15 protein-coding genes and 1 pseudogene are annotated in these 20,547 nt (G+C 62.9%); 7 read left to right on the top strand and 9 right to left on the bottom strand.

Translation table 11 applies throughout. The features are described 5' to 3' along the window. Window positions 1-19 precede the first annotated feature (19 nt). On the bottom strand, window positions 20-1,876 hold the full coding sequence (gene recQ, locus F2982_RS16555) for a DNA helicase RecQ (protein ID WP_203428484.1): 1,857 nt from the start codon (window positions 1,874-1,876) through the stop codon (window positions 20-22). Next, complete coding sequence (dnaG, locus tag F2982_RS16550; RefSeq protein ID WP_203428483.1) at window positions 1,876-3,873, bottom strand: DNA primase; 1,998 nt, start codon at window positions 3,871-3,873, stop codon at window positions 1,876-1,878. Before dnaG ends, recQ begins: the two co-directional genes overlap by 1 nt. Window positions 3,874-4,022: 149 nt before the next feature. On the opposite strand from dnaG, the gene F2982_RS16545 reads away from it, so the two are divergent. Together F2982_RS16545 and F2982_RS16540 are read left to right on the top strand one after the other, a co-directional pair. Further along, on the top strand, window positions 4,023-4,364 hold the full coding sequence (locus F2982_RS16545; RefSeq protein ID WP_203428482.1) for a BrnA antitoxin family protein: 342 nt from the start codon (window positions 4,023-4,025) through the stop codon (window positions 4,362-4,364). 574 nt (window positions 4,365-4,938) lie between these two features. Beyond that, complete coding sequence (locus F2982_RS16540; protein ID WP_112715669.1) at window positions 4,939-5,796, top strand: hypothetical protein; 858 nt, start codon at window positions 4,939-4,941, stop codon at window positions 5,794-5,796. Here the strand turns inward: F2982_RS16540 and F2982_RS16535 are convergent, their stop codons facing one another. Then, entirely contained in the window at window positions 5,797-6,249 is a 453-nt protein-coding gene (locus F2982_RS16535; RefSeq protein ID WP_112715671.1) for a GatB/YqeY domain-containing protein, read from the bottom strand. It lies immediately after the preceding gene. A 311-nt stretch (window positions 6,250-6,560) separates the two neighbouring features. Between F2982_RS16535 and carA the strand changes: the two genes are divergently transcribed. Further along, window positions 6,561-7,724, top strand: coding sequence for a glutamine-hydrolyzing carbamoyl-phosphate synthase small subunit (gene carA, locus F2982_RS16530; protein WP_203430099.1), 1,164 nt, complete (start codon window positions 6,561-6,563; stop codon window positions 7,722-7,724). 10 nt (window positions 7,725-7,734) lie between these two features. Here carA and F2982_RS16525 read toward each other — a convergent pair whose 3' ends face one another. After that, window positions 7,735-8,739, bottom strand: a complete 1,005-nt coding sequence (locus tag F2982_RS16525; RefSeq protein WP_203428481.1) for an acyltransferase — start codon at window positions 8,737-8,739, stop codon at window positions 7,735-7,737. Window positions 8,740-8,853: 114 nt separating this feature from the next. Here F2982_RS16525 and F2982_RS16520 point away from each other — a divergent pair, with 114 nt between their 5' ends. After that, complete coding sequence (locus F2982_RS16520; RefSeq protein ID WP_203428480.1) at window positions 8,854-9,174, top strand: antibiotic biosynthesis monooxygenase; 321 nt, start codon at window positions 8,854-8,856, stop codon at window positions 9,172-9,174. A 16-nt stretch (window positions 9,175-9,190) separates the two neighbouring features. Here the strand turns inward: F2982_RS16520 and F2982_RS16515 are convergent, their stop codons facing one another. The 3 genes from F2982_RS16515 to F2982_RS16505 all read right to left on the bottom strand — a co-directional run bounded on the left by F2982_RS16515 (window position 9,191) and on the right by F2982_RS16505 (window position 13,081). Then, complete coding sequence (locus F2982_RS16515) at window positions 9,191-10,594, bottom strand: MATE family efflux transporter (protein ID WP_203428479.1); 1,404 nt, start codon at window positions 10,592-10,594, stop codon at window positions 9,191-9,193. A gap of 177 nt (window positions 10,595-10,771) precedes the next feature. Further along, window positions 10,772-12,019, bottom strand: a complete 1,248-nt coding sequence (locus F2982_RS16510; RefSeq protein WP_203428478.1) for a TCR/Tet family MFS transporter — start codon at window positions 12,017-12,019, stop codon at window positions 10,772-10,774. 156 nt (window positions 12,020-12,175) lie between these two features. Further along, window positions 12,176-13,081, bottom strand: coding sequence for a LysR family transcriptional regulator (locus F2982_RS16505; RefSeq protein WP_203428477.1), 906 nt, complete (start codon window positions 13,079-13,081; stop codon window positions 12,176-12,178). Between the two features lie 110 nt (window positions 13,082-13,191). Here F2982_RS16505 and F2982_RS16500 point away from each other — a divergent pair, with 110 nt between their 5' ends. Beyond that, the gene (locus F2982_RS16500) at window positions 13,192-14,187 is read left to right on the top strand and encodes an aldo/keto reductase (protein WP_203428476.1); all 996 of its coding nucleotides are present in this window, start codon (window positions 13,192-13,194) and stop codon (window positions 14,185-14,187) included. Between the two features lie 40 nt (window positions 14,188-14,227). Here the strand turns inward: F2982_RS16500 and F2982_RS16495 are convergent, their stop codons facing one another. Both F2982_RS16495 and F2982_RS16490 read right to left on the bottom strand, forming a co-directional pair. Beyond that, window positions 14,228-15,157 (bottom strand): neutral zinc metallopeptidase, encoded by a 930-nt coding sequence (locus F2982_RS16495; protein WP_112715685.1) that lies wholly within the window; start codon window positions 15,155-15,157, stop codon window positions 14,228-14,230. 80 nt (window positions 15,158-15,237) lie between these two features. After that, window positions 15,238-15,723, bottom strand: a complete 486-nt coding sequence (locus F2982_RS16490; protein ID WP_203428475.1) for a DUF2306 domain-containing protein — start codon at window positions 15,721-15,723, stop codon at window positions 15,238-15,240. A 127-nt stretch (window positions 15,724-15,850) separates the two neighbouring features. Between F2982_RS16490 and F2982_RS16485 the strand changes: the two genes are divergently transcribed. Together F2982_RS16485 and carB are read left to right on the top strand one after the other, a co-directional pair. Next, on the top strand, window positions 15,851-16,876 hold the full coding sequence (locus F2982_RS16485) for a zinc-dependent alcohol dehydrogenase family protein (protein ID WP_203428474.1): 1,026 nt from the start codon (window positions 15,851-15,853) through the stop codon (window positions 16,874-16,876). Between the two features lie 174 nt (window positions 16,877-17,050). Next, window positions 17,051-20,538 (top strand): annotated as a pseudogene (gene carB / locus F2982_RS16480) (carbamoyl-phosphate synthase large subunit). The last annotated feature ends 9 nt before the right edge of the window (window positions 20,539-20,547 follow it).

The raw sequence follows: 20,547 nt of genomic DNA, 5'->3' as shown, positions 1-20,547 counted from the left end.
GCGACGCTATCGCGCGCTCTCACTCATCGTGACTGAGGATCACGTCCAGAAACGCTTCGCCATAGCGCTCCAGCTTCGATTGGCCGACGCCGGAGATATCCAGCATCTCCTTGCGGCTGCGGGGCCGTTCGGTGGCGAAGGCGATCAGCGTCGTGTCCGGGAAGACGACATAGGGCGGCACGCCGAGCGATTTGGCGATCGAGGTGCGCTCGGCTCTCAGCGCCTCGAAGAGCAGGCCGTCGGCGCCCGACAGACCGGCATGACGGTTGGTGCGCTCGGCCTTGCGGCTATTGCGCCCGGCGACTGCCCGGTCCTTGCGGAAGTGGACCTGCCGCTCGTGCTTGAAGACGGCGCGCGCCTCCGCCTCGAGCTTCATCGCACCATAGGCATCATGGTCGATACGGACCAAGCCCATGGCCAGCAGCTGCCGGAAGATCGATTGCCAGGTTTTCGCGGCGATATCCTTGCCGGCGCCGAAGACCGGCATCGTCGTATGGCCGAAACGCTCGGTCTTCTCGTTGACGGTGCCAAGCAGCACGTCGATGACGTGGCCGGTGCCGAAGCGCTCGCCGGTGCGATAGACGGCGGCAAGCGCCTTGATTGCCGCCTCCGTGCCATCCCAGGTCTCGACGGGCTTGGTGCAGGTGTCACAGCTGCCGCAGCCGCCCGCATGCGCCTCGCCGAAATGCGCCAGGATCGCCTGGCGGCGGCAGGAGGCGGTCTCGCAGATGGCGAGCAGCGCGTTCAGCTTGCCGCGCTCGATGCGCTTGATCTCGTCGGCCGCATTGCCCTCATCGATCATCCGCCGGCGCTGGATGACATCAGCCATGCCATAGGCCATCCAGACTTCCGACGGCAGGCCATCGCGTCCGGCGCGGCCGGTCTCCTGATAATAGGCCTCGACGGAACCCGGCAGATCGAGATGGGCGACATAGCGCACATTCGGCTTGTCGATGCCCATGCCGAAGGCGACGGTGGCGACGAGGCAGAGTTCGTCTTCCTTCAGGAACGCGTCCTGGTTGGCGTCGCGCATCGCCCGGTCCATGCCGGCGTGATAGGCGAGCGCCCGGATGCCCTGCGTGTTCAGCCACTCGGCGGTGTCCTCGACCTTGGCGCGCGACAGGCAATAGACGATGCCGCTATTGCCCTTGTGGCCGGAGAGGAACCGCAACAGCTGTTGGCGCGGCTGGTCGCGCTCGACGATCTCGTAGGCGATGTTTGGCCGGTCGAAGCTCGTGGTGAAGACCTCGGCATTGCCGAGCCTCAGCCGCTCGATGATGTCTTCGCGCGTATGCGGATCGGCCGTCGCCGTCAGCGCGATGCGCGGCACGCCCGGATAGTGCTCCGAAAGCCTGCCGAGCTCGCGATACTCCGGCCGGAAGTCATGTCCCCACTGGGAGACACAGTGGGCCTCATCGATCGCAAACAGCGCGATCCGGGCCTCACCGATGATCTCGCGAAAACCCTCCATCAGGATCCGCTCGGGCGTCACATAGAGAAGATCGAGATTGCCGGACGAGATCGCGCGGCGGATATCGACATATTCCTCGCGGGTGATCGTCGAGTTCAGCGCCGCGGCGCGGATGCCGAGCTGCTTCATCGCCTCCACCTGATCGCGCATCAGCGCAATCAGCGGCGAAACGACGATGCCCAGACCCTCGCGGCAAAGCGCCGGGATCTGGAAGCAGAGTGATTTGCCCGCCCCGGTCGGGAACAGCACGACGGCATCGCCACCCGAGGTCACATGTTCGACGACCTGCTGCTGCTTGCCGCGGAAGGCCGAATAGCCATAGACGCGCTTGAGGATATCGAGCGGCGCCCGGCCATTGCCGAACAGCGCGCCACCCGCCGAAAATGCCTTGTCACCGCCGTCCATCAATGGCTCGCCGCACCCTTGACCCGGCCGGAGAGCACGCCGAAGCCGTCGATGATCGCCTCCTGGTTCTCAAGCCGCAATCCTTCGAAATGCACTTCCTGAAGCGCGCGCATCAGCTGGTCGATGATCTCGGCATTGCCTTCTTCGGTCGCCTCGGCGATCTCGCGCTCGAGCTCGATCTTCTGCCAGCGCAGCGCCTTGGCACGTTTGTGGAAGGCGAGCGCCTGGCGGTAGCCCTCGCGCGCATCCTCCATCGCCGCCTGCTCGGTCGCGGTCCACAGGCGCGCATTGCGCACCTGCTGATCAAGCCCCTTCAGCAGACCGGTGAAGTCCTGCCGCTCGAGCTCCTCGAACAGATACTCGCGCGTCAGATGCGGGCTGGCGACCATCGCCGCCGCACCCAGCATCGCCGACCACAGCCGCTGCAGGTCGCGATTGTCGTATTCGATGGCGGCGATCTCGTCATACTCGTCCTGCATCAGCGCCGGATGGTTGATGACGGTCAGCGCCAGCACGCTTTCGCGCAGCGCCGGAATTTCCTGATGGCCGCGCACCAGGCCGGAGCGCGCGAGCCGCTCCGAGACCAGATTGACCGTGCGCGCGCCACCCGGCGAAGGCCGCCCCTGCCCGTCCTTGCCGCGGAAATTGCCACCGCCGCCGCCCCGTTCGAAGCTGCGCCGGTCGTTGCCGCGGTTCTGGAACTGCGGCTGGAAGAACTTGTTGAGACGGTCGCGGATATCCTGCTGGTAATGGCGGCGGACGTTCTCGTCGCCGATCACCGACACCATCTGCTTCAGCCGCGCCTCGAGCTCGGCGCGCGCTTCCGGCGTATCGAAACCGCCGCCGCCGGCCTCGCGGCCCCAGAGCATTTCGGCCAGTGGCTTCGCCTGGCTCATCACCTTGTCGAACGGCGCCCGGCCCTCGTTGCGCACGAGATCGTCAGGGTCCTTGCCATCGGGCAGCAGCGCAAAACGCACGGTGCGCCCCGGCTTCAGATGCGGCAGCGCCAGATCGGCAGCGCGGTTGGCGGCGCGGATACCGGCGCCATCGCCATCGAAGCAGAGCACCGGCTGTGAGGTCATCTTCCAGAGAAGGTCGAGCTGATTCTCGGTCAGAGCCGTGCCGAGCGGCGCAACGGCGTTCTCGACACCTGCCTGATGCAGCGCGATGACATCCATATAGCCTTCGACGGCAATGACCGTCGGTTCTCCGTCCGCACCCTGCAGCGAACGGCGCGCACGGGCGAAATTGTAGAGCACCTGCCCCTTGTGGAAGAGCTCGGTCTCGTTCGAGTTCAGATATTTCGCCGGCGCGTCCGGCGACATGGCGCGGCCGCCGAAGGCGATCACCTTTTCCCGTGACGACAGGATCGGAAACATGATTCGATCACGGAACCGGTCGTAGCTGACGGGAATGTCGGACCCGTGCACGACGAGACCGCAGGCCTCGATCTGCTCCTTGCCGACGCCCTTGCCCGAAAGAAACTCCTTCAACGTATTGCGGCTGTCCGGCGCAAAGCCGAGCCGGAAGGTCTCGATCGTCCGGCCCGTCAGGCCGCGGTCGCGCAGATAGGCACGCGCGCGTGCGCCATTCGCCGTCTGCAGCTGATCCTGGAAGAACTGTGTGGCGAGTTCCATGACATCGAGAAGCGAGGTCCGCTCCTTCTCGCGCCTCTCCATCGCCGGATCGGCGACCGGCATCGGCACACCCGCCATATCGGCGATCTGCTGCACGGCCTCGGGGAAGCTGAGCCCCTCAAGCTCGGTCAGGAACCGGAAATGATCGCCGGTCACCCCACAGCCGAAGCAGTGGTAGCGGCCCTTGCGATCCTCGCAATGGAAGCTCGGCGATTTCTCGCCATGGAACGGGCAGCAGGCCCAATAGTCGCCGCGCGGCACATTGGTCTTGCGCTTGTCCCAGCTGACACGCCTGCCGATCACGTCCGAAATCTGGACGCGGTCGCGTATGTCATCGAGAAAGGAATTGGAAAAGCGCATCAGAACCTCGTGGTGAGCCATCATATAAGCAGGTTTGCCGCAGGTCGCCACGCACTTTGCCGGAAACCCCAGCTATTCACAGGGTTGATGCCCCTACCTCCGTATATACAATTGCATCTACGATGATCCAGGAGCCTCGGCACGCGACAATGAGCAAAGAGCGTATCGTCAGCTATTCGGCTGAAGACATCGAGAAGATGATCACCAACGGCGAGGATCGAAGCGATCACGCCCGCGTCGACAGCAAAATCAGTGCCGAAATCGAGCAAGCCATGTTCGATGACCCCGATTGGGCGGGCTCTATCGATATCGACTGGTCCAGTGCAACGATCGTCCAGCCTCCAACCAAGAAGCCCCTGTCGATAAGACTCGACCAGGATGTCGTCGATTTCTTTCAAGCAACCGGCAAAGGCTACCAGACTCGGATCAACGCCGTGCTGCGCCATTACGTCGATCAGCAAAAAATACTGAAAGAAAAGCGCCAGAAATGAACATCAACAAAGCGTGACGCCTGCCTGCGACAGGGTGCGACAATTGTGCACTTCGGGCGCGTGTCACGCCTGTTTTCAAGTTCGCCGAAATGCATATGAAAAAGATTATATCTATACGATTTCAGATAGTTGAAATGCACAACCGGCAGAAAAACGGCTGATAAAAAGCGTGCTAATGAAAAGCCTGAGCGGGCATTGCCGGGGGTCACAACCCAATTATTATATTTTTGTAATTTGAATACTCCGCTGCATCGCAATACCGTCTTCTCATCAAAGCGATCCCCGAGCGAGGCACCATCCCTACCCCCGGCGCCGCCTCGCAAGGGTGCCTTTGCAAATAAACCGCCAGTGTGGGCTTAGGCCCAGCGTCACTGGCGGCCGCAAAGAGCAAGAAGGCAGGAGCGCCCCCAGCTCCTGCCTTCTTTAATTTCCGGCATAGCTGTTCCAGATTTTTGCAATTTAACCTTGCTGGTTAACTGCCCCAACCATTTTTGGGACATTTGTATGAAAATGGACATTGACTCGGCGAACCCTGAGCGCAAATGGAATATCCATTGCCCGCTAGAGTTCACTGATGTCCGTCTCCGCCGAAACACTTGCAAATGATGACCGCTTCTTTGGTGCAGTACTGATCTGCGCCAATGAGATGCTGGCAATCTATAAAGAAAGCCCGAGAATCGCCTCGATCTTTGCTGCGCAGCAGCGATGGCTGATGGCGCATGCCGGCTTTGCTTTGCACTACGGTCTGCCCGGCGAAGACAAAAAAGGTCTATATTCCGGGCGCTTCGTCGATTTTATCGTCAGCAACAAGATCGCCAGCCGCAACACGGCGGCAGCCTTCCTGCAGGAAATGCTCGTCTACCGCTTCCTGCGCCCCTCGACCGGCCAGGCGGACCGCCGCACGCGCCTTGTCGAGCCGACCGAAACGGCAGAACAGCACTTCCTGAAATGGCTGGTGACCCACCTTTTCATCCTCGACAACCTGGACGGCGGCAAGCGCGCCGAAAAGGTAACTGCCGAGCCCAATCTGATCGCAAAAATTCAACCATTGATTGCCTTGGCAATCCTTGAGACCAATCCGGTTCGCGATCCCGGCGCCACCTACAATCTCTTCAACTGGGCGAACTCCGGCGGTCTAGTGATGGACTACCTGATGTCGCGCCTGCCGCCTTTCGACCCGGCGCAGGAGCGCGTCTCGATCGGGCCAGTCTCGCTCGGCGAGCTCCGTACCAAGTTCATGATCTCGAATACGCATCTGAAGCGGCTGCTGACGCAGGCCGGCGAGATGGGCAGCGTCGGCTGGGACGAGCCGCCGCGCAAGGGCGATCTGTGGCTCTCGCGCGGCTTTATCCTCGAATACCGCAATTACCAGGCGGCAAAATTTGCGGTCGTCGATGCGGCGGCCGAGGCAGTGCTCGGCCCCGCGGTCTGATTACTTCAAGAGTTCCTTGACGGCGCCCGAAGCCTTGGAGAAATCCATCTGGCCGGCATAGCGCTCCTTCAGAGCGGCCATTACCTTGCCCATGTCCTTCGGACCTTCGGCGCCGGTTTCGGCGATGATCGCCGAGATATTGGCGCGCACTTCCGCGTCCGACAGCTGCTTCGGCATGAAGTCCTGGATCACGGCGATTTCGGCGCGTTCCTTGGTGGCGAGTTCGGGGCGCGCGTTCTCGTCGTAGATCTTGGCCGATTCGTCGCGCTGCTTCACCATCTTGGCGAGGATCTGCAGAATCTCGTCGTCGCTGGCCTCTTCCTTGCCGGCACCGCGATTGGCGATATCGCGATCCTTGATCCCCGCCTGAATCAGGCGAACGGTCGAAAGACGCTCGGCATTCTTGGATTTCATCGCGTCCTTGAGCGCGGTGGCGAGTTGATCGCGCAGCATTTTTTCACTCCTGTTGAATGGCGCTACATAAACCACGCCGATGGCCGGGATCAAATAAATTGCGATATTGCGGCCAGAAAGCGCAGGAAAAGCGTGCTGCAATGCGTTAGAAAAGATTGACGGCAGGCAGGAGCATGGCTATCTACCGCCACCTGCACCAAAATTCGTGATCAGGCCTGAGACGCGCGGCGACGAGCCGTGCCCATACGCTTGCGAACACAAATGGCCGCCCGGCGAAACCGCCGCGTGCCGCCGGAAAACGGGATGAAGATGACCGCGACAGCCCCTGGACCACCGAAAAGCCGACCGCCCTGCTCGTTCTCGCAGATGGCACCGTGATCGAAGGCAAGGGGATCGGCGCGACCGGCAAGGTTCAGGCCGAAGTGGTCTTCAACACGGCGCTGACGGGATACGAGGAAATCCTCACCGACCCTTCCTATCTCGGCCAGATCGTCACTTTCACCTTCCCGCATATCGGCAATATCGGCACCAATGACGAAGACATCGAAGACCTGACGCCGGCAGCACGCCACGGCGCGGTCGGCGTCATCTTCAAGGCCGACATCACCGAGCCCTCCAACTACCGCGCCGCCAAGCATCTCGACGCCTGGCTGAAGGCCCGTGGCATCATCGGCCTCTGCGGCGTCGATACCCGCGCGCTGACCGCCTGGATCCGCGAGAACGGCTCGCCGAATGCCGTCATCGCCCATGACCCGAACGGTGTCTTCGACATCGACACGCTGAAGGCTGAAGCCAAGGCCTGGAGCGGCCTGGAAGGTCTCGACCTCGCCAAGATCGCCTCCTCCGGCCAGTCCTCGCAGTGGACGCAGACGCCCTGGATCTGGAACGAAGGTTACGGCGAACTCGCCACCGGCGATGCCAAGTATCACGTCGTCTGCCTCGATTACGGCGTCAAGCGCAACATCCTGCGCCTGTTTGCCGGTCTCGACTGCAAGGTCACGGTGATGCCGGCAACGACGAGCGCCGAAGACGTGCTCGCCATGCAGCCGGACGGCATCTTTCTGTCGAACGGCCCGGGAGACCCGGCCGCCACCGGCGAATACGCCGTTCCCGTCATCCAGAAGCTGATTGCCACCGATATCCCGGTCTTCGGCATCTGCCTCGGCCACCAGATGCTGGGCCTCGCGCTCGGCGCCAAGACGGAAAAGATGCACCAGGGCCACCACGGCGCCAACCATCCGGTCAAGGATCACACGACGGGCAAGGTCGAGATCGTCTCGATGAACCACGGCTTCGCGGTTGACACGAAGTCGCTGCCCGAAGGCGTTGAGGAGACTCACGTTTCGCTGTTCGATGGCACCAATTGCGGCCTGCGCGTTTCCGGCAAGCAGATCTTCTCGGTCCAGCACCACCCGGAAGCTTCCCCCGGCCCGCAGGACAGCCACTACCTCTTCCGCCGCTTCATCAACATGGTGCGCGCCAAGAAGGGCGAAGCGGCTCTCGCCGAACGCTAAGACCTGAATTCTAGGAAAGAGCCACCAGACGCCGGGAAACCGGCGTCTGCTTGAACAGCCGGGATAGGCCGAGGCTGACCGCAGCGACGATAGCTGCGATTGAAAGAGCCCAGAGCGGCCCGCTGACCGGCAGATGCGCTGCCACCGTTTTCAAGATGAAAAGATGGATGAGATAGGCGCCGAGCACGTCCCGGCCCCATCCGTAATCGCGTGCATGGGATAGCCGGGTGGCGAGGCCTGTGATGCCGATCGCCGCGGCGATGGTGCCGAACGAATAGTCGTGACCAAGGCTTGATGTGCTGACGGCAAAGCCTTCTGCCAGATGAAGCGCAAGTCCCGCCAGACCGAGCAGCGCAAACTGCGCCGTCGTGAAGCGCGGTAGATAGCGGCGCAGCATGAAGCCGGACAACAGGAAGAGCGGCGCCTCGAATATCCCGTTGCGATAGGCAACGAGCGGAAGATGGATACCGATCAGGTCGCCATAAGTGCCGAAGATCACGCCCGCCAGATAGAGCAGAACGCAGGCCGCCACCGTCAGCCCTGCCCCGACATAGCGCAGCGACAGCCAGCACAGCGACACACCGATGAAAAGCGCCGGCAGGAACCAGAGATGGAAGCCCGGCCCTCCCGAAAACGGCACCAGCGCGACGATGAAATCGCGGCCGTAGAGCCGGGGATAGAAGAGCTCCGAGAACTCGGCTGCGAAATAGAACAGAAGCCAGAATGCATAGAGCGGCAGAAGCTTGGCGGCCAACGCGCCGATCGCCCGCCAAGGCCGCTCGATCGCCTCTGTCTTCCAGAAGAAACCCGAAACGACAAAGAAGCAGGGGACGGCGAAGCGGCAAAGCTCATCCAGCACGAAGCCCGTCGTCTTCCATTCGCCGAACAGCCCCACCGCGTTGGCATGGATGATGACCACGGCAAAGATGCCGATCACTCTCAGAAGCTCGATACCCGGAAAAGCCATGGCGCACGTTGAACCCGCTACCTCGATGCCCGCCAGCCTAGTGTCCATTCCTTTATCAAAGGTATGAGCCACCGGCATTCATCGGGCGGCAGGGCTCTTGACCTCAACTTAACTTGAGGAACTACAGAGGTAGCCGTGACATCGAAATCAAGGAGATGATGGATGAACGGCGGCTTTTACCGAGTCGACAAGTTCGTGGTGCCTGAGGCGGCGCGCGAGGAATTTCTGCTGAATGTGCTGATGGTGCATGAGGTGCTGCAGGTGCAGCCCGGCTTCATGGGGCATTCGGTGCTCGAGCAGGTCTCCGGCCCCGGCGAGTTCAATTTCGTGACCATTGCCCAGTGGGAAAGCGCCGAAGTCGCCGAGCGCGTCAAAATAGCCGTACAGGCGGCGCAAAAGGCCTGCAAGCTCGATCCGCACGCGCTGTTCCAGCGGCTCGGCATTCGCGCCGATATCGCCAGTTACCGGCCGGTTGCGGCCTGAGTGGCGATGGCCGCTGTTAGGCGGCGGCCATCCCGCCTTCCCGGCGCACCAGAATATAGAAGCGGGCGCAAAGCATCGTCGCAGCTGCCGCCAGCCCCACCAGGAAGCCGAACCAGATGCCAACGCCGCCGAAGCCGAGCGGGAAGGCAAGCAGCCAAGCCAGGAAGAAGCCGATCGGCCAATAGGCGATCAGCGCCAGGATCATCGGCACGCGCGCATCCTTCAGACCGCGCAGCAGACCGCTGGCGATCGCCTGGATGCCATCGACCAGCTGGAACAGGCCGGCGACGACGATCAGCGGACCGGCATAGGCGAGCACCTCGGGCGCTTCCGGACGGCTGACATCGAGGAACCAGCGGGCGAAGAACTCCGGCATGATCGCAAACAGCACGCCACCGATTGCCGCAAGCGATGCGGCAATCGCCATGACCGCGACGGAAGCCCGGACAACGGCCTGATGATCCCCCTGCCCGTGCGCGATCCCGATCCTGACGGTCGCCGCCTGGCTGAGGCCGAGCGGGATCATGAAGGCGATCGAGGCCCATTGCAGGGCGATGCCGTGTGCCGCGAGCTCGATCGTGCCGATATGGCCCATCAGCAGCGACGCCGCGGTGAACAGGCTGACCTCGGCAAGGATCGTCACGCTGATCGGCAGGCCGAGGCGCACGACGTCCCAAAGCGCATGCCAGTCCGGGCGCCAGAAGCGCACCAGGATCTCGTAGCGCCGCGTCTCCTCCTTCATCTGCACATAGGCAAGGATGAACAGGAAGCCCGCCGTCTGCACGGCAACGGAGACGATGGCCGCACCTTCGAGACCCATGGCCGGAAAGCCGAAATGGCCAAGCACGAGGACGTAGGCAAAGATCGCGTTCAGCACCAGCATGGCGATCGTGACGTTCAGCACCACGGCAGCCTTGCCGATGGCGCTGACCAGCGCCCGCATGACGTTATAGAGCAGCCCCGGCAGCACGGCGAAATGGCCGATCAGGATATAGCCATGCGCCAGCTTCGCCACCTCCGGCTTCTGCCCGGCGGCCAGCAGGATTTCCTCGGCATAGAAGAAGGCCGGCTGCATGATCAGCCAGTAGGCAGTGACCACCCACAGGCCCATGCGCATCGACCGGCGCACGGTGACGATATCGCCGCGGCCATAAGCCTGCGCCACCATCGGAATGACGGCGATCGAGAAGCCCGAGCCGAAGATCAGGATGGTGAACAGGAACTGTGCGGAGAGAACCATGGCCGCCAGGTTTTCGGCGCCGAGCCGCCCGACGATCATCACGTCGGTCGTGTTGATCCCGAGCTGGGCCAGCTGCGCGCCGATAAACGGGATGCCGAGCGCCAGCGTCGCACGGAAATGCGATCCCCAGTGGTTGTCGGTTTGCGGCGCAAGCTTGTGCACGTCGAGAGGCGCGTCCATAGCAAAAGTCCAATTGTTTTGAATCGTTTTCGGCCGCACACGGGCGGCAAGACTATTACCGGGCCTTAGATCAAAGCCCGGCCAAGAGCTACCCTAAAATAGGCAAATGCTGAATTATTCATCACAGCATCACCAAATCTGATGGCCGAGACCAATCGCCATTAGGGTGTCGATTGGCTATCCGGCAGAGGCTTCCGCCGTCTCGCTTTGCTTTGCCGGCCGCACTTTCGCAAACAGGACCAGTGCCGCGACGAGGATGAAGAAGGCGGCCATCAGGTATGGCGCGCCCGCAAAGGTCACCGGCGCATCCGGCTTGGTGAAATAGCCGAACAGCTGCGTGAAGATCACCGGGCCGATGATCGTCGTGAGGCTGCTGAGGCTGGTCAGCGCGCCCTGCAGCTCGCCCTGTGCGGAAGGCCGCACCTTGCCGGCGGCGATGCTGCGCAGCGGCGGATCGGCGATGTTTTCCATCACTGTCAGCACGATGACGACATAGACGACCCAGCCCTCCCAGGCGAAGGCATAGCCGGTCAGGCCGACCACAGAGAAGCACAAGCCGACAACCGCAGTCTTCCACTCGCCGAGCACCGGCACGATCTTCGGCAGGATGAGACCCATGACGATCGCCGCGCCGATGCCGTAGATGCCGAGCGACAGACCGATCTGCCCCTCGCTCCAGCCATAGCGGTAGGTCCCGACGAAGGACCAGACGGCTGGATAGACGGCATGCGCCAGCCAGAACAGGAACATCACGGCAGCGATCCAGCCGATGCCCGGATAATTGCGCATCTGCTTCAAGGCGCCGAGCGGATTGGCGCGCTTCAGTTCGAAGGGACGGCGATGCTTGGCATCCAGCGTCTCCGGCAGCAGGAAATAGGCGGCAACGAAATTCAGGAAGGACAGCAATGCGGCGCCGAGGAACGGCACGCGTGGCCCGAACTCGCCGAGGAAGCCGCCGATGACGGGGCCGATGGTGAAGCCGACGCCGAAGGCGATGCCGATCAGGCCGAAATTCTTCGCCCGGTTCTCGTCATTGCTGATATCGGCGATATAGGCCGAACAGGTGGCAAAGCTGCCGCCGCTGAAACCCGCCAGCGCCCGGCCGACGAACAGCATCCAGAAGCTGGTGGCGATTGCGCAGATGAAATTGTCGATCGCAAAGGTCAACACCGACAGCAGCAGGACCGGCCGGCGGCCGAAACGGTCGCTGAGATTGCCGAGCAGCGGCGCAAACAGAAACTGCATCACCGCATAGACGACGAGCAGCCAGCCGCCATCGAGCGCGGCATCGCTGACACTGCCGCCCGTCAGCTCCTCCAGATAGGCGGGCAGCACGGGCATGATGATGGCGATCCCGATGACGTCGAGAAACAGGATCATGAAGACGAGGAAAAGTCCGCGGCGAACGAATTTCGGATCAAGCATAGGTCATCTCTCGACAGGCGTTGTTTTCTGGAAAGACGATCTGATCGCCGGGGATGTTACATAGCCGAAGCAGAAAAATGAAACAATACGTGAACATTTCAAAGTTTTTGATGACGAAGACAATGAAATTGATCGTGGAAGCGAACAAAACGGGGACTAAGCCCCTCGCCGCGCCTCAGCCTTGACGAAATCGACAAAGGCGCGAAGGGCCGGCGGCATATGCTTGCGGCTGGCGTAGTAGAGAAACGGCCCCGAGAATTCGCTCACCCAATCCTCCAGGATCGGCACGAGCTCGCCACGGCGGATCGCCGGAGCGAGCACTTCCTCGAATGTCCTGATGACGCCGAGCCCGGCAACCGCCGCCCCGACCTCCATCTCGATCGAATTCGCCACCAGCGGCCCCGTCACCGAAAGCAATAGGCTCTCCTCGCCGCGGTCGAACTCCCAGGCAAACGGCGCCCGGCTCAGAAAACGATGGCGGATGCAGTCATGGTCTAGGAGATCGCGGGGATGCGACGGCATCCCGCACCTTTCGAGATAAGCCGGTGCAGCAGCGGTGATATAGCGCTGCCGCCGCGGGCCGATCGGCACGGCGATCATGTCGCGCTCCAGCCGCTCGTCATAGCGGATACCGGCATCATATCCGGCCGCCACCACATCGATGAAATCGTCTTCGCCGAGCACTTCCAGTTTGATCTGCGGATAAAGCGCCAGAAACCTGCTGACGAGATCAGGCATGAACAGCCGCGCGGCGATCGTCGGCACATTGAGCCGCAGCGTGCCGGCCGGGCTGTCCTTGAAACTGTCGAGCTGGCCGAGCGCCGAAACCACCTCGCCGAGCGCCGGCGCCAGTCTCTCCAGCAACCGCTCGCCCGCCTCCGTCGGCGTCACGCTACGGGTCGTGCGGTTGAGCAGGCGTACGCCGAGCCGCTCCTCCAGCCGCCGCAGCGAGTCGCTCAGCGACGACGGCGAGACACCGCGCTTGCGGGCCGCGGCGCGAAAGCTCCGCTCCCTTGCAATGGCGGTGAAGGCATCCAGATCACTGAGGGGAAGATCGTCCATTGTGCGCTTTTCCGTACGGGCCGTTCGCAATCATCCGGATTATCGCACAGAGAGGCAAGGAATAGAAAGGGGCTGAAGACGCCGCTCCGGCGTCGGCCAAGGAGACGAAGATGCAAACCTACCGCTTGGGAAAGACCGGCCCTGACGTATCCGCCATCGGCCTCGGCTGCATGGGCATGTCGGGCATGTATGGCCCGGCCGACCGTGCCGAAAGCATTGCCACCATCCACGCCGCCCTCGATTCCGGCATCAACCTGCTCGATACCGGCGATTTCTACGGCATGGGCCATAACGAGATGCTGATCGGCGAGGCCCTGAAGACCTGCAAGCGCGAGGAGCTGATCATCAGCGTCAAGACCGGCGCGCTGCGCGATCCGCTCGGCGCCTGGAACGGCTACGATTCCCGTCCGGCAGCGCTGAAAAATTTCATCGCCTATTCGCTCCAGCGCCTCGGCACCGATTATATCGACATCTACCGCCCTGCCCGCCTCGATCCCAATGTGCCGATCGAGGAAACCGTCGGCGCCATCGCCGACATGATCAAGGCCGGCTATGTCCGCCATATCGGCCTCTCCGAAGTCGGCGCCGAAACCATCCGCCGCGCCGCCGCCGTTCATCCGATCGCCGACCTGCAGATCGAATATTCGCTGATCTCCCGCGGCATCGAGGACGCGATCCTGCCCACCTGCCGCGCGCTCGGCATTTCGATCACCGCCTATGGCGTGCTGTCGCGCGGCCTGATCAGCGGACACTGGCAGAAGGGCCAGGATGGCGGCAAGGGCGATTTCCGCAGCGTCAGCCCGCGCTTCCAGGCCGCCAATATCGACCAGAACCTCGCCCTCGTCGAAGAGCTCCGCAAGATCGCCGCCGAGAAGCAGGCGAGCGTCGCACAGATCGCCATCGCCTGGGTCGCGGCACAAGGCAAGGATATCGTGCCGCTGATCGGCGCCCGCCGCCGCGACCGGCTGACCGAAGCGCTCGGCTCAAGCGCCGTGCAGCTGAGCGACGAGGATATGGCGGCAATCGAGCGCGCCGTCCCGAAGGATGCCGCCGCGGGTGCGCGCTATCCGGAAGCACAGCTGAAACATATGGACAGTGAACACTGAGGATAAGGCTCCGCTGCCGCACGGCGGCGGAGCGCTCTTATCAAACCGGGCCGCTGAAGGTATCGCAGGCCGAAACCTTGCCGGTATCGAAGCCCTGCTTGAACCATTTCACGCGCTGGGCGGAGGTGCCGTGGTTGAAGCTGTCAGGCACGACATAGCCCTGGCTGCGCTTCTGCAGCGTGTCGTCGCCGATCTGCTGGGCGGCATTCAGCGCGTCCTCGAGATCGTCCGGGTTGATATAGCCCTTGCGCTGCTCGAACTTGGCGAAGACCCCGGCGAAGCAATCGGCCTGCAGCTCGACGCGCACCGACATCTTGTTGGCATCGACCTCGCTCATCCGCTGGCGGGCCTCGTTGAACTTCGGCAGCACGCCGAGAATGTTCTGGACGTGATGGCCGACCTCGTGGGCGATCACGTAGGCCTCGGCGAATTCGCCCTTGGCGCCGAACTGCTGGCTGAGCTGGCGGAAGAAATCGGTGTCGAGATAGACCTTGCGGTCAACAGGGCAATAGAACGGCCCGGTCGCCGCCGATGCGGCGCCGCAGCCCGAGCGCGTCGAGCCGGAGAACAGCACCAGCGCCGGCTTCTCGTAGGTCTGGCCGGAGGCCTGGAAGATGCCGGTCCAGGTATCCTCGGTATCGGCGAGCACGGTGCGCACGAAGGCGGTCATGTCGTCATTGGCAGGCGTACCGCGGCTCTGGGAATCGCTCTGCTCGTAGCCCGAGCCGCCGCTCATCGTGCCGTCCATCACCTGCATCAGGTCGATGCCCATCGCCTTGAAGATGAAATAGATGACGACGAGGAAGATAATCGTGCCGATCGACAGGCCACCGCCGCCACGGCGCACGCCGCCGGACGGAAAGCTGAAACCGCCTCCGCGGCCGAAGGGATTTTGCCCGAGACCACCGCTCGAAGGGTCTCCGCGGCGATCCTCGATATTGTCCGACTGGCGGCGTCCCTTCCATTCCATCTGAACTCTCCCCGGCAACGCCGAACGCGTCTCTTTCGTTTGAGATTATATATCCGGCGCTTGGCCGAATTCCAGCGGTATCATGCAGCCCGATGCACCCGCGCCGAAAGCACGATCGCCGCCGCAGCACCCGCCACCAGCAGGCCGAAAACCAGCGCCACCATGTCATGCCCGGAAAACACCACCTCATTCATGATCCGGCCGGGCACCAGCGTGAATCCGCCCGCAATGATGATGCCGCCGAAATAGATCGACCGGACGATCCGCCGGTGCGTCGCAACGTCGTGGCGCCGTGCCGCCGCGATCGCCTGCCAGGCGCCGAAGATCGTCGCGGCAGAGAGAAGGTGAATGGGGCTGAAGCCGAAGAACATTTTGATCTCGTGAATGAAGAAGCTGGTGACCGCCGTCACGACCATCAACGCCATCCAGATCTTGCCGAGAAGCCGGTGAAGCGGCGTGCCCTTCCGGTGCAGCAGGATAAAGGCGCCGAGCAGCGCTGCCGGAATGACGGTCGCCACATGGATCTGAATGGCAGGCGATGCGTCGAGCAAGGGTTCAAGGGTCATGCCTGGCTTCTCCTCCGAGATACCCGATTGTCCCGGGCAATACCTTCGCAAGCAAGAGGCAAAACACCAGCCGCTTGACGGCCCGGTGCTTTTTGTCCCTGATGCCGGGCGGAGCGAGGAGAAGATCATGAAAGCGCTGCGTCTTGAAGCGACCGGCCGGCTGGCGGTCTGCGAGACCGGAAAACCGGTTCCCGGCCCCGGCGATATCCTGGTGAAGGTCGAAGCCTGCGGCATCTGCGGCACCGACCGGCATCTCTTTCACGGCGAGTTTCCGGCGCGCCCACCGGTGATCCTCGGTCACGAGTTCACCGGCATCGTCGAAGCCGTCGGCGCCGGCGTCACTGGCTTCCGGCCGGGCATGCGCATCACGGGCGATCCCAACATTTCCTGCGGCCGCTGCCCGGAATGCCAGCGCGGCCGCGTCAATCTCTGCCGCAATCTCGAAGCGATCGGCATTCATCGCGATGGCGGCTTTGCCGATTATGTCTGCATCCCGCAGACCCAGGCCTTCGCCCTGCCCGACGCTCTCGATCCGCTCCACGGCGCCTTCTGCGAACCGCTCGCCTGCTGCATCCACGGCATCGACATGGCGGAGATCAAGACCGGCTATTCCGTCGTGGTCCTCGGCGGCGGCGTCATCGGCCTGCTCGCCGTGCAACTGGCGCGGCTGGCAGGTGCGACGCGCGTCGTGCTCGTCACCCGCAATGCGGACAAGCGCCGGATCGCCGAAGAACTCGGCGCCACCGCGACCGTCGATCCCTCCTCCGGCGATGTCATCGAGCTGATCGCCGGCGCTTCGGGCCTTCTTCCTGGCGGAGCCGACGTGGTAATCGAATGCGCCGGCGTGGCCGAGACGGTCGAGCAGACACCGCGACTCGCCCGAAAAGGTGGTACGGCACTCATTCTCGGCGTCATGCCGCAGGGCACCAAGGTCGAGATCGAGCCCTTCGACCTGCTGTTTCGCGAAATCCGCCTGCTGAGCTCTTTCGTCAACCCCTTCACCCATGCCCGTGCCGCCGATCTGATCGCCACCGGCGCCATCAAGGTAGAGCCGCTGATCACCCGCAAGATCGGCCTGGAGGAAGCCCGCGAGACCATCATCAACCCGGCCCCGAATGGCGAGATTCGAGCCCTCGTCATACCCGGCCTGTGAAGGCTTTTCGGGGAGACTGCGGATTCCTGTCGATTCCTTGAATTATGGGGTTCCGTTTCGGTTTCGCTTTGCCTATAAGCCGCTTCTAGCCTGAAAAGACCCTCAATGCGCGACCCGACCCGGTGATCTCCCACCCTGGCCGGTTTTTTGCGCAGCTAGAAAGTGGAAAAGCCGATGCCGAAGCGCCAAGATATCAAATCGATCCTCATCATCGGCGCGGGTCCGATCGTCATCGGCCAGGCATGCGAATTCGACTATTCCGGTACCCAGGCCTGCAAGGCGTTGAAGGAGGAAGGCTACCGCGTCATCCTCGTCAACTCCAATCCGGCAACAATCATGACCGACCCGGGTCTCGCTGACGCCACCTACGTCGAGCCGATCACCCCGAAGTCGTCGCCAAGATCATCGCCAAGGAACGCCCCGACGCCCTGCTGCCGACCATGGGCGGCCAGACGGCGCTCAACACCGCGCTTTCCCTGAAGCGCATGGGCGTTCTTGACCGCTACAATGTCGAGATGATCGGCGCCAAGCCGGCCGCCATCGACAAGGCCGAAGACCGCGCCCTCTTCCGCGAAGCCATGGAGAAGATCGGCCTCGAAACCCCGCGTTCGATGCTGGCAAACGCCACCGACATCAAGGATGCCGACCGCAAGACGCATGAAGCCGAGCGCGCCAAGCTGCGCGAGAGCCTTTCCGGCCCCGATCTCGACAAGGCGCTCGACGAGCTGGAAAACCACTGGAACCTCGGCGAGACCGACCGCAAGCAGCGCTACATCAGCCACGCCATGGCGATTGCCGCCCAGGCGATCGACGTCGTCGGCCTGCCCGCCATCATCCGCCCGTCCTTCACCATGGGCGGCACCGGCGGCGGCATTGCCTACAACCGCTCGGAATTCTTCGAAATCATCGGCGGCGGCCTCGATGCCTCGCCGACCACCGAAGTGCTGATCGAGGAATCGGTTCTCGGCTGGAAGGAATATGAAATGGAAGTCGTCCGCGACAAGGCGGACAACTGCATCATCATCTGCTCGATCGAAAACATCGACCCGATGGGCGTCCACACCGGCGATTCCATCACCGTCGCCCCGGCCCTGACGCTGACCGACAAAGAATACCAGATGATGCGCAACGCCTCGATCGCCGTCCTGCGCGAAATCGGCGTCGAAACCGGCGGCTCGAACGTTCAGTTCGCCGTCAACCCGAAGGACGGCCGCCTGGTCGTCATCGAAATGAACCCGCGCGTCTCGCGCTCCTCGGCGCTGGCTTCCAAGGCCACCGGCTTCCCGATCGCCAAGGTCGCCGCCAAGCTCGCCGTCGGCTACACGCTTGACGAACTCGACAACGACATCACTGGCGGCGCGACGCCGGCCTCGTTCGAACCGTCGATCGACTACGTCGTCACCAAGATCCCGCGCTTTGCCTTCGAGAAGTTCCCGGGCGCCTCGCCGATCCTGACGACGGCGATGAAGTCCGTCGGTGAAGTCATGGCGATCGGCCGCACCTTCGCGGAATCGCTGCAGAAGGCGCTGCGTGGCCTCGAGACCGGCCTGACCGGCCTCGACGAGATCGAGATCCCCGGCGTCGAGGAAGGCGAATCCAGCCAGAACGCCGTGCGCGCCGCGATCGGCACGCCGACGCCGGACCGCCTGCGTATGGTTGCCCAGGCGCTGCGCCAGGGCATGAGCCCCGAAGACGTCCACGAAGGCTGCAAGATCGACCCGTGGTTCATCGCCCAGTTCAAGGCGATCGTCGACACCGAAGCCCGCATCCGCGAGCACGGCCTGCCGCAGGATGCCGCAAACCTGCGCAGCCTGAAGGCCATGGGCTTCTCCGATGCCCGCCTCGCAACGCTATCAGGCAAGCGCCCGAAGGAAGTTGCCGAACTGCGCAACAGCCTGAACGTCCGCCCGGTCTTCAAGCGCATCGACACCTGCGCCGCAGAGTTCGCCTCACCGACCGCCTACATGTATTCGAGCTACGAGACGCCCTTCGTCGGCGCCGCGCGCTCCGAAGCCGAAGTCTCCGACCGCAAGAAGGTCGTCATCCTCGGCGGCGGTCCGAACCGTATCGGCCAGGGCATCGAGTTCGACTACTGCTGCTGCCATGCCGCCTTTGCTCTGCGCGACGCCGGCTATGAAGCGATCATGATCAACTGCAACCCGGAAACCGTGTCGACCGACTACGATACCTCCGATCGCCTCTACTTCGAGCCGCTGACGGCCGAAGACGTGATCGAGATCCTGCGCGCAGAACAGGAAAAGGGCGAAGTCGTCGGCGTTATCGTCCAGTTCGGCGGCCAGACCCCGCTGAAACTCGCCGAAGCGCTTGAGAAAAACGGCATTCCGATCCTCGGCACCGCGCCCGATATGATCGACCTCGCCGAAGACCGCGACCGCTTCCAGAAGCTGCTGATGAAGCTCGACCTCAACCAGCCGAACAACGGCATCGCTTACTCCGTCGAGCAGGCCCGCCTGGTCGCCACCGAAATCGGCTTCCCGCTGGTCGTGCGCCCGTCCTACGTTCTCGGCGGCCGCGCGATGCAGATCATCCACGCCGAAAGCCAGCTGCAGACCTACCTGCTCGATACGGTGCCGGAACTGGTGCCCGAAGACATCAAGCAGCGCTATCCGAACGACAAGACCGGCCAGATCAACACCCTGCTCGGCAAGAACCCGCTGCTCTTCGACAGCTACCTGTCGAACGCCATCGAAGTCGACGTCGATTGCCTCTCCGACGGCACCGACGCCTATGTCGCAGGCATCATGGAGCATATCGAGGAAGCCGGCATCCACTCCGGCGACTCGGCCTGCTCGCTGCCGCCGCGCACGCTGTCGACGGAAATGCTCGACGAGCTCGAGCGTCAGGCAAAGGCGATGGCCAAGGCGCTCAACGTCGTCGGCCTGATGAACGTACAGTTCGCCATCAAGGACGGCACCGTCTACGTGCTCGAAGTCAACCCGCGCGCCTCGCGCACGGTGCCCTTCGTCGCCAAGACCATCGGCGCGCCGATCGCCAAGATCGCGGCTCGCGCCATGGCCGGCGAAAAGCTGGATGCGACCTTCGCCGCCTATGGCGAGAAGCCGGATCCGCGCAACCTGAAGCACATCGCCGTCAAGGAAGCCGTCTTCCCCTTCGCCCGCTTCCCGGGCGTCGATACGCTTCTCGGCCCGGAAATGCGCTCGACCGGCGAAGTCATCGGCCTCGACACTGATTTCGCGCTGGCCTTCGCCAAGTCGCAGCTCGGCGCCAGTGTCGAACTGCCGCGTGACGGCACGGTCTTCGTCTCGGTGCGCGATGCCGACAAGCAGCGCGTCCTGCCGGCGATCCGCATTCTGGTCGGTGAAGGCTTCAAGGTTCTGGCAACCGGCGGCACCGCCCGCTTCCTCGGCGAAAACGGCATCGAGGCGACGAAGATCAACAAGGTTCTTGAGGGCCGTCCGCATATCGAGGACGCCATCCGCAACCGCCAGGTCCAGCTCGTCATCAACACCACCGACGGCAACAAGGCGATCTCGGACTCGAAGTCGCTCCGCCGCGCCACGCTGATGCAGAAGGTGCCCTACTACACGACGATGGCCGGCGCCGAAGCCGCCGCCCTCGCCATCAAGGCGCTCCGCGCCGGCAACCTCGAAGTCCGCCCGCTGCAGAGCTATTTCGCATAAGCATCACGG

Source organism: Rhizobium sp. BG4 (genome assembly GCF_016864575.1).
GTDB lineage: Bacteria > Pseudomonadota > Alphaproteobacteria > Rhizobiales > Rhizobiaceae > Rhizobium.
Note: the sequence above shows the minus strand (reverse complement) of the source record. Positions and strands in the feature narration are given on the sequence as shown.

Excerpts from the sequence above, each read along its gene's own strand:
- F2982_RS16545 (WP_203428482.1), top strand. The coding sequence starts at position 4,023 with ATGAGCAAAGAGCGTATCGTCAGCTATTCGGCTGAAGACATCGAGAAG.
- F2982_RS16540 (WP_112715669.1), top strand. The coding sequence starts at position 4,939 with ATGTCCGTCTCCGCCGAAACACTTGCAAATGATGACCGCTTCTTTGGT.
- dnaG (WP_203428483.1), bottom strand. The coding sequence starts at position 3,873 with ATGCGCTTTTCCAATTCCTTTCTCGATGACATACGCGACCGCGTCCAG.
- F2982_RS16500 (WP_203428476.1), top strand. The coding sequence starts at position 13,192 with ATGCAAACCTACCGCTTGGGAAAGACCGGCCCTGACGTATCCGCCATC.
- F2982_RS16510 (WP_203428478.1), bottom strand. The coding sequence starts at position 12,019 with ATGCTTGATCCGAAATTCGTTCGCCGCGGACTTTTCCTCGTCTTCATG.
- F2982_RS16485 (WP_203428474.1), top strand. The coding sequence starts at position 15,851 with ATGAAAGCGCTGCGTCTTGAAGCGACCGGCCGGCTGGCGGTCTGCGAG.
- F2982_RS16515 (WP_203428479.1), bottom strand. The coding sequence starts at position 10,594 with ATGGACGCGCCTCTCGACGTGCACAAGCTTGCGCCGCAAACCGACAAC.
- F2982_RS16520 (WP_203428480.1), top strand. The coding sequence starts at position 8,854 with ATGAACGGCGGCTTTTACCGAGTCGACAAGTTCGTGGTGCCTGAGGCG.
- F2982_RS16495 (WP_112715685.1), bottom strand. The coding sequence starts at position 15,157 with ATGGAATGGAAGGGACGCCGCCAGTCGGACAATATCGAGGATCGCCGC.
- F2982_RS16525 (WP_203428481.1), bottom strand. The coding sequence starts at position 8,739 with ATGGACACTAGGCTGGCGGGCATCGAGGTAGCGGGTTCAACGTGCGCC.
- F2982_RS16535 (WP_112715671.1), bottom strand. The coding sequence starts at position 6,249 with ATGCTGCGCGATCAACTCGCCACCGCGCTCAAGGACGCGATGAAATCC.
- recQ (WP_203428484.1), bottom strand. The coding sequence starts at position 1,876 with ATGGACGGCGGTGACAAGGCATTTTCGGCGGGTGGCGCGCTGTTCGGC.
- F2982_RS16505 (WP_203428477.1), bottom strand. The coding sequence starts at position 13,081 with ATGGACGATCTTCCCCTCAGTGATCTGGATGCCTTCACCGCCATTGCA.
- F2982_RS16490 (WP_203428475.1), bottom strand. The coding sequence starts at position 15,723 with ATGACCCTTGAACCCTTGCTCGACGCATCGCCTGCCATTCAGATCCAT.